The sequence below is a fragment of the Microvirga medicaginis genome (assembly GCF_052658925.1).
Window position 1 is genome coordinate 1 of the sequence record NZ_JBQWEL010000018.1, and the last position, 14227, is coordinate 14227.

At 62.6% G+C, this 14227-nt stretch carries 13 protein-coding genes, 1 tRNA gene and 2 pseudogenes; 5 read left to right on the plus strand and 11 right to left on the minus strand.

Translation table 11 applies throughout. From position 1 onward, the window contains the following. Positions 1 to 145 precede the first annotated feature (145 nt). Positions 146 to 325: pseudogene (locus tag ACUXUR_RS19735) on the minus strand (IS6 family transposase); the annotation flags it as partial. 112 nt (positions 326 to 437) lie between these two features. Here ACUXUR_RS19735 and ACUXUR_RS19740 point away from each other — a divergent pair. Beyond that, positions 438 to 1013 carry an alpha-L-arabinofuranosidase C-terminal domain-containing protein gene (locus ACUXUR_RS19740; RefSeq protein ID WP_445504066.1) on the plus strand — a complete coding sequence of 192 codons (576 nt, stop codon included), beginning with the start codon at positions 438 to 440 and terminating at the stop codon, positions 1011 to 1013. A 220-nt stretch (positions 1014 to 1233) separates the two neighbouring features. Here the strand turns inward: ACUXUR_RS19740 and ACUXUR_RS19745 are convergent, their stop codons facing one another. From ACUXUR_RS19745 to ACUXUR_RS19760, 4 genes are all read right to left on the minus strand, one after another. After that, complete coding sequence (locus tag ACUXUR_RS19745) at positions 1234 to 4512, minus strand: error-prone DNA polymerase (protein WP_445504067.1); 3279 nt, start codon at positions 4510 to 4512, stop codon at positions 1234 to 1236. A gap of 16 nt (positions 4513 to 4528) precedes the next feature. Further along, positions 4529 to 6028 (minus strand): DUF6504 family protein, encoded by a 1500-nt coding sequence (locus ACUXUR_RS19750; protein ID WP_445504068.1) that lies wholly within the window; start codon positions 6026 to 6028, stop codon positions 4529 to 4531. Further along, positions 5946 to 6698, minus strand: coding sequence for an ImuA family protein (locus ACUXUR_RS19755; RefSeq protein WP_445504069.1), 753 nt, complete (start codon positions 6696 to 6698; stop codon positions 5946 to 5948). The genes ACUXUR_RS19750 and ACUXUR_RS19755 overlap by 83 nt, the downstream gene beginning before the upstream one ends. A 443-nt stretch (positions 6699 to 7141) precedes the next feature. Continuing rightward, positions 7142 to 7336: a hypothetical protein gene (locus ACUXUR_RS19760; protein ID WP_445504070.1), complete on the minus strand. Its 195-nt coding sequence runs from the start codon at positions 7334 to 7336 to the stop codon at positions 7142 to 7144. A gap of 98 nt (positions 7337 to 7434) precedes the next feature. On the opposite strand from ACUXUR_RS19760, the gene ACUXUR_RS19765 reads away from it, so the two are divergent. Next, a tRNA-Ser gene (locus ACUXUR_RS19765) sits at positions 7435 to 7545 on the plus strand. Positions 7546 to 7944: 399 nt separating this feature from the next. Then, positions 7945 to 8217, plus strand: coding sequence for a hypothetical protein (locus tag ACUXUR_RS19770; RefSeq protein WP_445504071.1), 273 nt, complete (start codon positions 7945 to 7947; stop codon positions 8215 to 8217). A 410-nt stretch (positions 8218 to 8627) separates the two neighbouring features. On the opposite strand, the gene ACUXUR_RS19775 is transcribed toward ACUXUR_RS19770, so the two are convergent. The 4 genes and pseudogenes from ACUXUR_RS19775 to ACUXUR_RS19790 all read right to left on the minus strand — a co-directional run bounded on the left by ACUXUR_RS19775 (position 8628) and on the right by ACUXUR_RS19790 (position 11170). Further along, positions 8628 to 9257: an FMN-dependent NADH-azoreductase gene (locus tag ACUXUR_RS19775; protein ID WP_445504072.1), complete on the minus strand. Its 630-nt coding sequence runs from the start codon at positions 9255 to 9257 to the stop codon at positions 8628 to 8630. Positions 9258 to 9468: 211 nt separating this feature from the next. Then, positions 9469 to 9651 (minus strand): annotated as a pseudogene (locus ACUXUR_RS19780) (dodecin family protein); the annotation flags it as partial. Positions 9652 to 9716: 65 nt separating this feature from the next. After that, the gene (locus ACUXUR_RS19785) at positions 9717 to 10190 is read right to left on the minus strand and encodes an iron-containing alcohol dehydrogenase (RefSeq protein ID WP_445504073.1); all 474 of its coding nucleotides are present in this window, start codon (positions 10188 to 10190) and stop codon (positions 9717 to 9719) included. Between the two features lie 32 nt (positions 10191 to 10222). Then, the gene (locus ACUXUR_RS19790; protein WP_445504074.1) at positions 10223 to 11170 is read right to left on the minus strand and encodes a LysR family transcriptional regulator; all 948 of its coding nucleotides are present in this window, start codon (positions 11168 to 11170) and stop codon (positions 10223 to 10225) included. A 211-nt stretch (positions 11171 to 11381) separates the two neighbouring features. Here ACUXUR_RS19790 and ACUXUR_RS19795 point away from each other — a divergent pair, with 211 nt between their 5' ends. Together ACUXUR_RS19795 and ACUXUR_RS19800 are read left to right on the plus strand one after the other, a co-directional pair. Beyond that, complete coding sequence (locus ACUXUR_RS19795) at positions 11382 to 12053, plus strand: hydrolase (RefSeq protein WP_445504170.1); 672 nt, start codon at positions 11382 to 11384, stop codon at positions 12051 to 12053. A gap of 100 nt (positions 12054 to 12153) precedes the next feature. Then, on the plus strand, positions 12154 to 12468 hold the full coding sequence (locus ACUXUR_RS19800; protein WP_445504075.1) for a c-type cytochrome: 315 nt from the start codon (positions 12154 to 12156) through the stop codon (positions 12466 to 12468). Positions 12469 to 12694: 226 nt separating this feature from the next. Here ACUXUR_RS19800 and ACUXUR_RS19805 read toward each other — a convergent pair whose 3' ends face one another. Both ACUXUR_RS19805 and ACUXUR_RS19810 read right to left on the minus strand, forming a co-directional pair. Further along, on the minus strand, positions 12695 to 13414 hold the full coding sequence (locus tag ACUXUR_RS19805) for a YoaK family protein (RefSeq protein ID WP_445504076.1): 720 nt from the start codon (positions 13412 to 13414) through the stop codon (positions 12695 to 12697). Between the two features lie 61 nt (positions 13415 to 13475). Beyond that, positions 13476 to 14144 carry a TMEM175 family protein gene (locus tag ACUXUR_RS19810; RefSeq protein WP_445504077.1) on the minus strand — a complete coding sequence of 223 codons (669 nt, stop codon included), beginning with the start codon at positions 14142 to 14144 and terminating at the stop codon, positions 13476 to 13478. Between the last annotated feature and the right edge of the window lie 83 nt (positions 14145 to 14227).

The following is a 14227-nucleotide window of genomic DNA, read 5'->3' on the forward strand; positions in this document are numbered from 1 at the left end:
GCGCCCTCATGAGCAATTTGGCTCAGCGCGGCCTCATCAACACCAGACTGGCAGGTTAATGATGACCAAGAAATATATTGCTGGTGAATAATGTGTCGCAAACCCATACTTGAGACGTAAAGGGTGAGCTGCATGCGCGCGGAGTTTATGCAGCGAGCAGGTGAAATTGCTCGGCGAGTGACGGCTCCGGTTTTTGGGCGTAGTTCGCCTGCTGTTTGCGCATCATGTGCACCATTTCAATTCCGCTTAAGATGGCGCGAGCGCTGTTCATGGAGGTGAACCCGAGCACCGGCCGAATCCGCCGCTTGATGGCTCGATGAGGTTCTGTCGCAAACTCGAAGTATAGGCGATTTCAGCGCGATTTTGGTCTTATGGCAGCGGCGCTAAGCCGTTGATTCCACATAGCCCAGCCACAGCGATTCTGCCAGTATAGGTAAGTGAAAGTCGAGTTTACGACAGAACCGAACCATGCGGACTGGGTCAAATCGGCCTGCCTTGCGCAGCTGGTGAACGCCATCGCGCCGGTCATGACCGAGACCGGCGGGCCTGCCTGGCGTCAAACCATTTTCTATCCATTCAAGGACATGAGCAATCTCGGTCGCGGAACGGTACTGCAAACGAAGGTGAACTCGCCGACCTACGAGGCCAATTATTACGATCCGCGCGGTACCTCTGAGCTGCGGTTCCCGCTTTCGGCCGTGCCCTATCTGAAGCTGTCGGTGGTTCACAACCATGACGAGGATTGCGTCACCATCTTCGCGCTCAACCGCAGTCTTGACGAGAGCCTGTCGATGGATGTGCTCGTGCGCGGCTTCGAGGGGCTCACGGTCGAGGAGGCTCACCAACTGTGCAACGATGATCTTATGGCCATCAACACGAAGGATGCACCAGATACGATCAAGCCCGCTCCTCTGAACGGTGTCGAGATCTGGGGAGAGCAGGTGCGGGTCAAGCTCACACGGGCCTCGTGGAACGTCATCCGGCTTGGGGGTTCAGAAGCAGTAAGCGCCTGAACTAGGCTGCCGCAGAAGGGCTGCCTGCAATCTAGCTGCCAGGAAGGATCTTACCCTTCCTGGCGCTTTGCTTTTTTCGAGTCATGGCATGACCGAAGGGAAAGGTTTGTTGCTGGCACTTCTCAGACATTGCGCCTTGGTCAGCTTGCGAGCGCTAAGCGGACGTTCAAGAAGTGCAGGAAGCTCAGGGTCTAACCCCCTAGGCGACATTGGCGTCCGTTTAGCGGAAGTCTCGCGTTGTGACTATGATCGCTGGTGCCTGGGAGCTCTCAGATGTGCTGAACGCCGGTCGTTCGGGGACATCGTGTGAACCCATACGCAACATCTCTCGCGTTCCTATTTTCGCTTTGTCTCCGCGTCCGCTTCGCAGACGAAGGTCGCCGTCACGATCCGCGACCGAGCGCAAAAGATCCGACAGATCGATGAAATGCTCGGCGATCAGGTGGGTGACGCCGCCTTCGCGCTGGAGCCGGCCCCGGCAGCCGATCATGCCTGAGGACAGGATCAGCCGCCGGTGCTTCTCGAACACCGCGGACCAGATCACGAGATTGGCGACGTCGGTCTCGTCCTCAATGGTCATGAACGTCACGCCCTTGGCCGATCCCGGCTTTTGGCGAACCAGCACGAGGCCTGCCACCGTGATCCGCTGTCCGTCTCGAACATGATGAAGATCCCCACACGAACTGATCCGGCGCTCGGTCAGTTCCTGCCTCAGGAAGGAGACGGGATGCCGGCGCAGCGTCAGTCCTTTCGAGCGGTAATCTTCCACGACCTCGCGGCCCTCGGTCATGGAGACGAGATCGACCTCAGGCTCGACGAGTTCGGGCCTGATGGTGCGGTCGCGTTCGTCGGTGGCCGCGAACAGCGGCATGACCTCGTCGGACAGGCCTTCGATCGTCCAGAGCGCTTTGCGGCGATCAAGGCCGATGGAGCCGTAGGCATCGGCCTCGGCGAGGTGCCTGAGGGCCTTCACCGGTATGCCAGCGCGTCGCCACAGATCCTCGATGGACACGTAAGGCTGCTCGGCGCGGATGATCGGGATCATCGCGCCATCCGTATTGGACAGGCCATGCACCATCCGGAAGCCGAGACGGACGGCGAAGCGCCTTGGGCTCGGGGTCGGCTCCAGGATGCAGTCCCAGCGCGAGTGGTTGATGTCGATGGGACGCACCTCGACACCATGCGCCTGCGCATCCCGCACCAGCTGGGCCGGCGCGTAAAAGCCCATCGGCTGCGCGTTGAGGATGGCACAGCAGAACACGTCGGGATGGTGGCACTTCAGCCAGGACGACGCATAGGCGATCTTGGCGAAGCTCGCCGCATGGCTCTCCGGAAAGCCGTAGGAGCCGAAGCCTTCGAGCTGCCTGAAGGTGCGCTCGGCAAAGGCCGCGTCGTAGCTGCGAGCGACCATGCCGGTGATCAGCTTGTCGCGGAACTTCGACACGCCGGCGGTGAACTTGAAGGTGGCCATGGCGCGCCGGAGCTGATCGGCTTCCGATGGCGTGAAGCCCGCGCATTCGATGGCCACCCGCATCGCCTGCTCCTGGAAGAGCGGCACGCCGAGGGTCTTCTCCAGCACGCGCCTGAGTTCCGGGCGCGGGTATTCGACCGCTTCACGCTTCTCGCGCCGACGCAGATACGGATGCACCATGTCGCCCTGGATCGGGCCGGGGCGGACGATCGCGACCTGGATGACGATGTCGTAGAACGTGCGTGGCTGCAGGCGCGGCAGCATCGCCATCTGGGCCCGGCTCTCGATCTGGAAGGTGCCCACCGTGTCGGCCTTGCGGATCATGGCGTAGGTCGCCTCGTCCTCGCCCGGAATCGTGGCGATGTCGTAGTTTTTGCCCTTGTGCTCGCGCAGGAGATCGAAGGCGCGGCGCATGCAGCCCAGCATGCCAAGGCCCAGCACGTCGACCTTCATGAACTTGAGGGAGTCGATGTCGTTCTTGTCCCACTCGATGACCTGACGGTTCTCCATGGCGGCGGGCTCGATCGGCACGAGATCATCAAGCCGGTCTTGGGTCAGCACGAAGCCGCCCGGATGCTGCGAGAGATGGCGCGGAGCGCCGATGAGCTCGCCAGCGAGCTCCAAGGTCATGCGCAGGCGCGGATCGTCGAGGTTGAGATTGAGCTCCTTCGCCTCCTTGTCCGACACGCCATCGTTGCCCCAGCCCCAGACGAGACCGGCCAATCCCGCCGTCACGTCCTCGGGCACGCCGAGGGCCTTGCCGACCTCGCGCACGGCGCCCTTGGCGCGGTAACAGCTCACGACGGCAGTCAGCGCCGCGCGATGGCGTCCGTAGGTGTCGTAGATCCACTGGATCACCTCCTCACGGCGTTCGTGCTCGAAATCCACATCGATGTCCGGCGGTTCGCGCCGTTCCTGGGAGACGAAGCGCTCGAACAGCAGATCGTGCTCGGTCGGATTGATGGAGGTGATGCCGAGCACGAAGCAGATGGCGGAGTTCGCCGCCGAACCGCGGCCCTGGCACAGGATGCCACGTGATTTGGCGAAGGACACGATGGCGTGCACGGTGAGGAAATAGGGCGCATAGCCGAGTTCCTCGATCAGCTGCAGCTCACGACGGCAGGTTGCGGCGACCACGTCGGGAATGCCGTCCGGATAGCGCTGCCTTGCACCTTCCCACGTGAGCCGTTCCAGCTTCTCCTGGGCCGTCTCGCCGGGATCGGTCTCGGACGGATATTGGTAGCGCAACTCGTCGAGCGAGAAGGTGCAGCGCTCGAAGACTTCACGCACACGCCGGAAGGCCTCCGGGTGGCGCTCGAAGAGGCGCTCCATCTCGACCGGATCCTTGAGATAGCGGTCGGCATGGCGTTCGAGACGGTAGCCGGCCTCGTCGATGGTGCAACCTTCCCGGATGCAGGAGACCACATCCTGCAGGCGGCGACGGTCCGGGTGGTGATAGAGCACGTCGCCCATGGCAATGGTCGGCACGCCGGCTGCCTGGGCCGCCTGCTCGATGGTGTAGAGGCGCAGGTGCTCGTTGGGCGCGAAGCGCCGGATCAGCGCCATGTAGGCGCGGTTGCCGAACGTCTGTTTGAGACGGGCGAGGTCGGCCTTGAGCCTGTCGTCAGCATGGTTGCCCAGCAGAACGGCGAGCAGCCCCTCGTTCCAGGCGACCACATCATCCCAGGCAAGATGGCACTGCCCCTTGCCGCCGCGGCTCTTGCCGAGGCTGAGCAGCCGGCACAGGCGGGAATAGGCGGCCCGGTCCGTGGGATAGACGAGGAGCGACGTGCCGTCGGTGAGATCGAGCCGGCAACCGACGACGAGCCGCACGCCCGTATCCCGCGCGGCCTCGTAGGCGCGCACGATTCCGGCAAGCGAGTTGCGGTCGGTGATCCCGAGCGCCGAGATGCCGAGGAGCTTCGCCTGCTCGAACAGCTCCTGCGGGCTCGACGCGCCGCGCAGAAACGAGAAGTGGGTCGTGACCTGAAGCTCGGCGTAGACGGGGTCTGCAGGGCGCTCGCTCATGCGAAAAGGCTTTCGGTCACGCGAAGAACCCGTGCATCCACCAGCGCCCGCCCTCGGCGGTGGGCGCATCGCGGAAGATCCAGAAGCGGCCGCCTTGCTCGGTCTCAACGCGGTAATAGTCCCGGGCGGCCAAGCCCTTGTCGCCGTTCCACCATTCCGACGTGATGCGCTCGGGACCGTCGGCCTTGGCGACCATGTGACGGACCTTGCGCCAGACGAAAAAACGCGGCGGGTAATCCGGGAGCAGGGCCGTTGCGACCACAGGCTCCGGTGGATCAAGCAAGCGCGCAGGCCGCGGCAGGTTCTCGGGCCAGACCGATCCTGTCGGCGGTGCGAGCGCCGGAATCCGGCGTGCCATGCGTTCGGGAACGAGGCTCTGGACGGGCGCGAGACGATAAACGTGTCTCATGCCGATGCGCGCGCCGAGACGATCGACGAGCTGCCCCATGTCCGCCTCGCTCGCCTCATCGCCAAGGCCCTGCGCCTGGATCTGCTTCTCCGTCAATGGCTCGACCTTGCTCGCGACCAGCACGATCTCCTCGATGCCGAACCCGGGATCGATGGTTTGCAGCCGCTCGTCAAAGAGCTTCGCGAGATGCACCGCATCTCTGTTGGCTTTTGCGGTTCCGACGCGCAGGCAGGCGCTCTTCTGATCGACACGCTGGCAGAGGAGATCGAGCCGGCGGGCGCCCTCTCCACGCTGCTCCAACTGTCGGCATAGGTCCTTGGCGAGGCGCAGTACGACGGACTTGAGATCCTCAAGCCGACCGATCGGCTCCGCGAACGCGATAGCGGCAGTCGGGGTCTCCTTGGGAATGAGGGGAGTGATGGGCTCGAACGAATGGCCCATGGCCTGATCGAGCCGCAGCGCGACATCGCGGCCGAAGCGACGGACCAGCGGCGCACGCGGCATGGCGGCCAACTGGCCAATCCGCTCGATGCCGAGACGATGCAGGGTGCCGAGCTTGTCGACAGGGATCCTTAAGGCGCGGATCGACAGGGGCGCGACAGCATCCACGGCCCGGCCCGTTGGCACGACACCGCCGGCTCCATAGCGGGCCACCGCCCAGGCCGCACCCGGGGCATCGGCGACCGCCGCTTTCGCCGCGATACCCTGCCGAGTCAGACGGCTGGTGAGATCCGTGAGCAGTTCCTCCTCACTGCCGAACAGATGCGCCACGCCGGCAATGTCGATCCAGAGACCGTCGGGAGGATCGGATGCGACGACAGGTGAATAGTTGATTGCCCAGCGTGCGAGTTCCCGTAAGGAGGCGTCGTCCTCCTCGGGAGTGGCCTCCGCCACATGCAGATTGGGAACAAGCGCCTGGGCCTGAGCCAGCGCCATGCCGGAATGGAGACCAAGCTCTTGCGCAGCGGTGCAGGCTGCACGCACCACGCGGCGCGATCCAACCGTATGCATGGTCACAAGCGGCTCATGGCGCGGCGGCGCGCCGGTCCGCCGCCTGATCCGATCGGTCGGCCAGGTCGGTAGGTAGAGCGAGACGACCCTTCGCATCGCAGGCCTCCAAAATCCAGGTACGGGGTTCGGCGCCACGGCAGCGCAGGAGTTCGACCTGCCAGCGCTCCCGCCCGAGGCCGGGAGCCGGCATGAGTTCGGACGGCGCAGGGGCAATGCGCCAGCGGGTGACGGCGGCAGTCGGAAGATGGACCAGGTCCTTCTCGGCCACCGTCCACCAGCGCCGGATGACGAGCGCCGTCACGCCTGTCGCTTCCGCTGCCAATTGCAGGCGGCGCGAGGCGGTTAGCCCCAGACGCGTGATCTCGCCGACAACAGCGGCCAGTCCCTTCTCGCGCAGACCTTCCTCAATGAGCGGCAGGATCTCCCGCTCGCGCTCGGCTTCGGCATAGATCACGCGATCAGGATGGAGCCCCGCGCGCAAAAGACCGGGGGCGAACAGGTCGCGACGCGTGAGGCACCAGAGCACAGGCCCCTTGAGACGAGCGGCAATCCCAGCCGTGAAGAGCGTGGTGCAGCCCGCAAACTCGGAGGCAAGCCCCGCCTCAATCATCTCGTGCAGGGCACCTCGGGCCAGACCGCCGCCGGGCAGATGACCGTCGATCTCGCGGAGACCGAAGGGCAGGGGCTTGGTCCTGCGGGAGCCGCCTTCGAGCCGGGCAATCCGGAGCCGTAAATCGGCAAGCCTGTCCTGTTGCCCGGCATGCATGATCCCGTGCCCGTTCAAGTTCGTGTTGAGGATGTTCCTATTATGTTCTCGTTACGTCATGAGTCAAATACACGCAGGAGTAGCTGTGAATTTTGGGGAGAAGGGTGTTGCGCAGACGGTCTGCCCCGAATTGCAAATAGCTATGTACCAGAAGCCTTAAGTTATGGCTCTCTCTTCTGACGCCGTGCCCTTCTCGACACCTGCTCTGCATTCGCTCGATTGTTCTCTGACAGCTCGAGGAGAGTAGCTGGTTCTCGTTGTGAGCCTACTCTCATTCACCGTCTCATTGAGCGGCTTCATCTGGAACATCTGGTCGAAGTTCATCTACCCAAAGCCGCGGGTTCAGGTGAACTTTGGCATATTCGAAGCTTGGGGTGACGCCGGCGTAACAGACACTGCGCTTCCTCTCTCAGCTGTGAACCATGGGACGATCGAAGTGACGCTTATTCGCCGATCGTGTACTTGCGAGGATTGCGGCGGTCGCCGGCAGGCCGGTACTGTACGAGGAAGACCTTGCGCCCTGCTGGAGTAATCTTCAGGCCAAAACCCTTCAGGTCTTCATCCCACCAGATCTCATCGCGATTGGCAGGGGCGGGCAGGGTATCGATGATGCGCTTGGTGAGCTTGCAAGTGGGCATGACGGGTGGGCTCGTGCGTGGCTACCTGGATGACAAATAGGTAGCCAGAAATTTGCAAGCGGAGCCATTGCCGGGAATAATCAACCCACAGAAATTCAGAGATATCAGTTATTTATGTTCAATGGTCTATCATCATCAACTGTCAGGAACGTGCTGCTACCTGACTTTTAATCAGAGGGTCCTGGGTTCGAGTCCCAGCGCGCTCACCACCTAAACCCTGATACCGGCACAGGGTTTTGTGATTTCAATGAAGTGAGAGTCCGTCCCGAAACCGATCTCGGGGTAACGCTGAGGGTAACAACGGATGCTCGCTAGGCGTCCTTGAGCGATCGTTGCGACGTGACACGGGTCCGGAGAAATTGACTTTTGTGTCTCATCAAAACAGGTCCGAGTAGTCCGAAGCAGACTTGAGCATACAGCACGAGACCATGCTCGTGCTTCACAGCCCATGCTTTGGCACCCCTCGTCCCAGGCCATAACCGCGTCCACAATCGATCACAGCCCGAGAGCGCCGTCCCAGCTTAACGATCGCTAGAGTGATCTGCGGTAAAAGGCGACGCAGGTCTGGAGAGATCTCTAGTCTGCCGATCATCGTTCTGGGGGTGTTCATGGCCAATCCATCAAAACTGCTGACCGCTTATGAACTGATGGTGGCTGCGGAGGAAGAGAAGCACCGCCTGATGCCGGAGCGGCTCGTGACGCTCGTTGCGGACAAGCCTTGGATCAAGGCCGTGAGCCAACACTCCCAAGCCCGCCAAGCCTTCCTGGAAGCAGCGATCGACTTCTGTCGATCCGAGAAAGCCGGAGCCCCGAAGAGCTCCCGCAAGGCGAATGCAAAGCCGGCGATAAAGAAAAGCGGCCGGGAAGTGCACGTACCGTGAGAACGGGATCCAACTTCCCTCACCATCTGCAAAGGTACTGCAGTAAGGCCCAGTTCAAGGCGGATATGGGCCAATTTCTGCCGTGGCAGCAAGAGCGAAACCTCAGCGGCTCTCGCCCTATGTCGCTGTTTGACCCGTTGCGGACCTTGGATGTCGTGCCTCCACTCCCGTTGAAGGAAAAGAGGTAGGTAGAGCACGCCGACCGTTCCGGTCAGTACGAGCACGGTAGCAATGGCGGCTCCGAGTGAGCCTTGGTCATTGTTGCGGTCCATAGCCTTCGTCGCAGTATTCCAGCCGTTGCGGCAGGATCCCGAGCCTTTCGCCGAGAGGATCGGGAGAAGGGCGGATGGTTTGGGAATCTCTCTCCGAACCCTTCTCCCAGGTTAGGCAATGGCCTGCGTGCCCGTCCATTACGCCGCGGCAGCGAGAGCCGTCCCAGTTAGGCGTCCGATCTCCGCCTTCGCGCCGCCGATGGCCTGGTCGCGGATCTCCGGCCCGAAGGCCAGGCGTTCGGCGCGGACGAAGGAGACGTCCGTGATGCCGATGAAGCCGAGCATCGTACGGAGGTGGGGTTCCTGCGAGTCCATCGCCTGGGCCGGACCCTCGCTGTAGAGGCCGCCACGGCTCTCCACCACGATAGCGCGCTTGCCCGTCACGAGCCCCTCAGGGCCGGCTTCGGTGTAACGGAAAGTCAGGCCAGCACGGAGCACATAGTCGAACCAAGCCTTAAGGGTCGACGGGATGCCGAAGTTGTACATCGGCGCGCCGATCACGATGACGTCGGCGGCCTTAAGCTCGCTGATGAGTTCATTCGACAGTGCCTGTGCGGCGGCCTGCTCCAGGTTAACCGGGTCAGCACCGCGCAGGGCAGCCGCGGACTCCAAAGTCAGGTGCGGGATCGGATCGGTGCCAAGATCGCGTGTTACCACGCGCAGGTTGGAATCCTGGGCCCGCAGGTCAGCCACAGCCTGCTCGACCAGCTGGCGAGACACGGACGCGGCGCCGCTGGCGCTGCTGTTGAGGACGAGAACGGTGGACATGAAATCCCTCCAGGGGTGGTTCGCATTGCTGATGGAGGGAAAGTAATGGTTCGGAAGTCGAGCATAATCACTTGGATTTGGAACACACTGTTCAAAAATAGGAAACATTGACGGTCGGCTCCGTGTCCTAAGTCGGCCTCTGGAATAGGCTGAATCGGGGCGCCAAACAGCGGCTCATGGATGAGGACCGCCCTGTATCGGCAGACATTCGTTACTGACAGTGTTTAGGAGCAAGCGACTTGGGCGTCTCAGGTGCCCCCGCCTCAAGTGTGAACCCGGCCTTGAGAATAACCTGATAATGGTGGACTTCGCCGTTCTCAATATGGCCACGGGTCTGGACCACCTCAAACCAGCGTAGCTTCCTAAGCGTCTGGTCCGCGCGCTTGATGGCGTCTGGATGGCATCCTCAATGTGGGCCATAGCGTTCATGCCCGAGGTCACGGCAAGCGCCGGGGCTGACTAAGCGTAAGGTCGGCGTCGTAGATGACGACCTCCGGCAGCACCTTCAGTATCGGTTGCGTCGTCTTCACCGTCCTTTGTCTCGCCGAGGATCGGCGTCATCTCCGAGCCGGCATAGGTGGTCGGCAGTACGATCTGGGGCAGATCGGTGCGCAGCGCAATGGCTTTGCCGAGCCCGGTCGTCGAGCCGCCGCCAACCGCTAGGACCGCATCGGCCCCAAGTTCCTTGACCACCTGCAGCGCCTTCTGAGTGGCCTCGACGGACGTGTGCATGATCGCCCCGTCATGGGTGCCGACAGACAAATCGCCCAGCAATGTGGCAATCTCGCGGGCCTGCGCCTCACCCCGACCCGGCGTGGAGAGAACGAGAACCCGGCGCACGCCCAGGCGCTCGGGCTCGAACTTCACCTGAGAAATGGTGCCTGAGCCGAATACCACACGTATCGGAAGGGCTTCATAGACGAAGGGCTTCATGGCTCACACCTCATAAGGTTGATCACCCGGCCTCAGGCTGCGGTGGGGCTGGCCCGGAACCGCTCCAGCGGCAGATCCCGGTCCCAGTAGGGATCCCGACCGAGCGACTTCGACAGATGGTCGAGGAACGCCCGCACCTTGAGTACGTTGTTGCGCCCCGGCGGCATCACGGCGAAGAAGGCCGGCTCGACCACCGACCAGTCGCAGAGCACGGGTTTCAGCGTGCCGGCCCGCAGCGCCTCGTGGGCAATGAACGTAGGCGACAAGGTGATGCCATGCCCGTCGACGGCAGCCTGCATCAGCACCTCGCCGTTGTTGCCCCACAACCGGCCGTCGACACGGACATCCTCGCGCACTCCGTCTCGTTCGAAGCTCCAGGTGCCATGCCGGGCGAGATAATCGTAGACGAGGCAGTCATGGTGCTCGAGGTCATGCGGGTGCTTCGGCTCACCCCGGCGCTCCAGGTAGGCCGGTGACGCGCAGACCACCATGCGAGCGGGCGCCAGGTGCTTCGCGATCAGCGACGAGTCGTCGAGGCGGCGGATGCGGATCGCGATATCGTAGCCTTCCTCGACCACGTTCACGACGCGGTCGTCGAGTGTCAGCTCGACCTCCACGTCCGGGCACTGCTTAAGGAAGTCGCTGACAATGCATCCGAGGTGGAGGACGCCAAACGACATCGGCGCGTTCACCCGCAGTGTGCCGCGAGGGGTGGCGGTCGAGGCCCGGATGTCCTGCTCCGCCGTTTCGAGTAGGCCGAACAGGGTAGTTGCGGTCGCATTCAACGTATGGCCCGCTTCGGTCAGGCTGAGCTGGCGGGTGGTGCGGTTGAGCAGCTTGACCCCGAGTTCCGCCTCCAGGTCAGCAATGTGCTTGCTCGCCATGCCACGCGAGATCCCGATCTTGTCGGCGGCCCGCGCGAAGCTCCCGAGGGTGGCGATGGTGGCGAACGTCTTTAGGGCAATGAGGTCACGGATCACGAAACCCTCCGGTCGATAGGGACACACCCCTATATGGCATGCCAATTATTCAACGGGAGTGTATAGACAATTTAAAAAAAGCTCAATTGTTTGCGAATGAGAAATCGCGGATCTCTGACGACGAAGAGGCGCACACCAGCGACCAGCCTCTGAAGGAGACAAAAACATGCGTTTCTCAAGCGTTCTCAAGGCCCTTGCCGTTCTGCTGCCGATGGGTCTCGGCATCGCCGCCCCGGCCGAGGCCGCCCCGCCGGCCAAGAGCCTGCTCACCCCCGACAACCACGTCCTCGTGCTCATCGACCACCAGCCGCAGATGGCCTTCGCCACCCGCTCCATCGACATCGCCGAGCTGCGGAACAACGTGACCGGTCTCGCCAAGTCGGCGAAGGCCTTCAACGTGCCGACGATCCTGACTACCGTCGCCGAGAAGTCGTTCAGCGGCCCGATCTTCCCCGAGATCCAAGCTGTCTTCCCGGACCAGAAGCCCATCGACCGCACCACGATGAACACCTGGGAAGACCAGCGTGTGGTCGACGTCGTGCAGAAGACCGGCAAGAAGAAGATCGTGCTGGCCGCCCTGTGGACTGAGGTCTGCGGCGTCCTTCCGGTGCTCTCGGCGCTGGAGCAAGGCTATGAGGTCTATTTCGTGACCGACGCCTCCGGCGGCGTGTCCAAGGAAGCCCACGACATGGCCGTGCAGCGCATGGTCCAGGCGGGCGCTAAGCCGATCACCTGGGTGCAGTACCTGCTCGAGCTGCAGCGCGATTGGGCCCGCGGCGCGACCTATGCGGCTGTGACGAATATCGCAAAGGAGCACGCCGGCGGCTATGGCCTCGGTATCTTCTATGCCGGCTCGATGTTCAACGGCAAGGAAGGACACTAACCGGCAAACGTGGCGGCCACGTCCCGAGTGGCCGCCACTCCCTTATCCGCCCGTCACACGTGCCGTTTGGCGTCTTGTCGTTTCCATCAGGCGAAGACCAATGCCTCATCTCATTCTCACGCTTGCGGCCCTGGCCGCGACCTCCCTACCGGCCATGGCCGAACCGCGCTCCGGCAGCCAGCTTTATCAGGACTATTGTGCCGCCTGTCATCACCCGTCGAACGTGATGGTAAGCTCGCCGAAGGCTGGATCGGAGCGCGACTGGGCACCTCGGCTTCAAAAGGGCCTGCCTGCACTGACGCAGTCGGCGGTCCAGGGTGTCGAGGCGATGCCGCCGAAGGGCAACTGCGGGGATTGCACCCCGGCCGAGATCGAGGCCGCCATCCGCTTCATGGCGAACATCAGGAATCCCTGACCCATGACGCCGCGCTTCCAGACGGGTATCGCCTCTCCGAACTACACGAAGGCTTTCCCATCATTTCGTCCCATCTAATCCGCCTCATCCTGTTAATTGCCTTGTGCTCCGCGGCTGCCGGATGCCACAGGACATCGTTCGGCAACGCGATTGGCTATCCGGCACCGTCCCCGAAGAGTGATCTCTGGTCCGACCAGATATCCGGCACAGCATTCGCGACAGGGAACTAAGAGCCGTCAGGCTCTCCGGCCGTCGCTCCTGATGCCGGATGCAGCGCATAGGCGATCGTCACGATGAGCACTATGGCACCGGTGACGACAAGCGGTACGACCAGCCCGCTCGTGCGCACGAGTACCGCACCAATCACGGCGCCCACGAAGATCGCCACCACCGCCGCGATGCGTCGGCGCCAATTCTTGTTTTCGCCGCCGGACAGGGAGGAGTCTGCCGCAAGGCCGGTCAGTGTCAGCGTCAGGACAGTCGTCGTCAGGTCCGGCATCTTCAGCCGGCGAACGGTCGCATTGCGCAGTCCCATTGCGAGGGCGGACAGGCCGATCAGCGTGAAGAGCCGTGACGCGGGCGATAGATTTTCGACGTCATATTCGAGCGCCACGACGGCCGCCGCCCAGAACAGGATCGCTTCGACGGCCGCGACGGTGAGCAGCCACCGTCGACGGGTCGAGTGGACAAAAGCGTTGGCGATCCAGCCGCCGGCCAGCGCACCGACGAGGAATGTCAGCAGCGCCATGACATAACGCGGGACTTCAAACCCCGGCGTCCCGCCGACGGCGAAGCCGAGAAATACCGTGTTGCCGGTCATGTTCGCCACGAAGACCTGTCCCAGCCCCAGCACGCTGACCGCGTCGACCAAGCCCGTGACCGCAGAGAGGACGATGAGAACCAGCGGAAGGGGATCCTCCGGACCGGCGACGGGTGACGCTGCCATTTTGCGACTCCTCGCTTACTCAAGATGAACAGGTTCAATCGGGTGGGTCGGCACAATTGCCTCACGTCTCCTTGACACGCGACGGTTCGTTGCTGCGGCGGTAGACAGGCGTTCTCGGCGGCAGGAGATAGAGGAGCGTCAGGCCCGTGCACATCGCCAAGCCCCACCTGTGATCGAGCACGGAGACCGCGACGGCGAGGGCATAGACGGCGACCGTTCCGAGAAATTGGAGGGTTAGCTTGTGCACGAAGCCGTGATCCAGTTGAGGCATGACCAATCTGCGGTTGTGGCTCGCGTAGAGCCAAACGAGAAGCCATGCGACGGCCGGAAGCAGCAGGCCGAGCGCATAGAACGTGACTGCCGCCGGGCGGCTTGCCTCCTCCGGCCAGTGAGTTCCGAGAACATGGGTCGGGAATGGCAGGAACGCGATGAACATGAGGAGCAGGAGATTGAGCAGGTTCAGGCCGTGATCGGTTTTGGCGAAGAGCTTGAACAGGTAGTGATGATTGGCCCAGTAGATGCCGATCATCGTGAAGCTGAGCCCGTAGGCAAAGTAGGACGGCCAAAGCCCGAGAATGGCATTCAGCAGGGTGCCGGAGTCCGATCCTTCCCCGGCGGGGATCCTGAGATCCAGGACCAGCAGCGTGATCGCGATGGCGAACACGCCGTCGCTGAAGGCTTCGATCCGCTGTGTGCTCCGCTCCGTGCCGTCTACGTTTGGGCCCGCCATATCACTCTCTTGCCTGAGAAACCGTGACCTGCCTGGCGACTTCGGCACGGGCTCTGCTCTCATCAATCCGAACCCCTGCATGG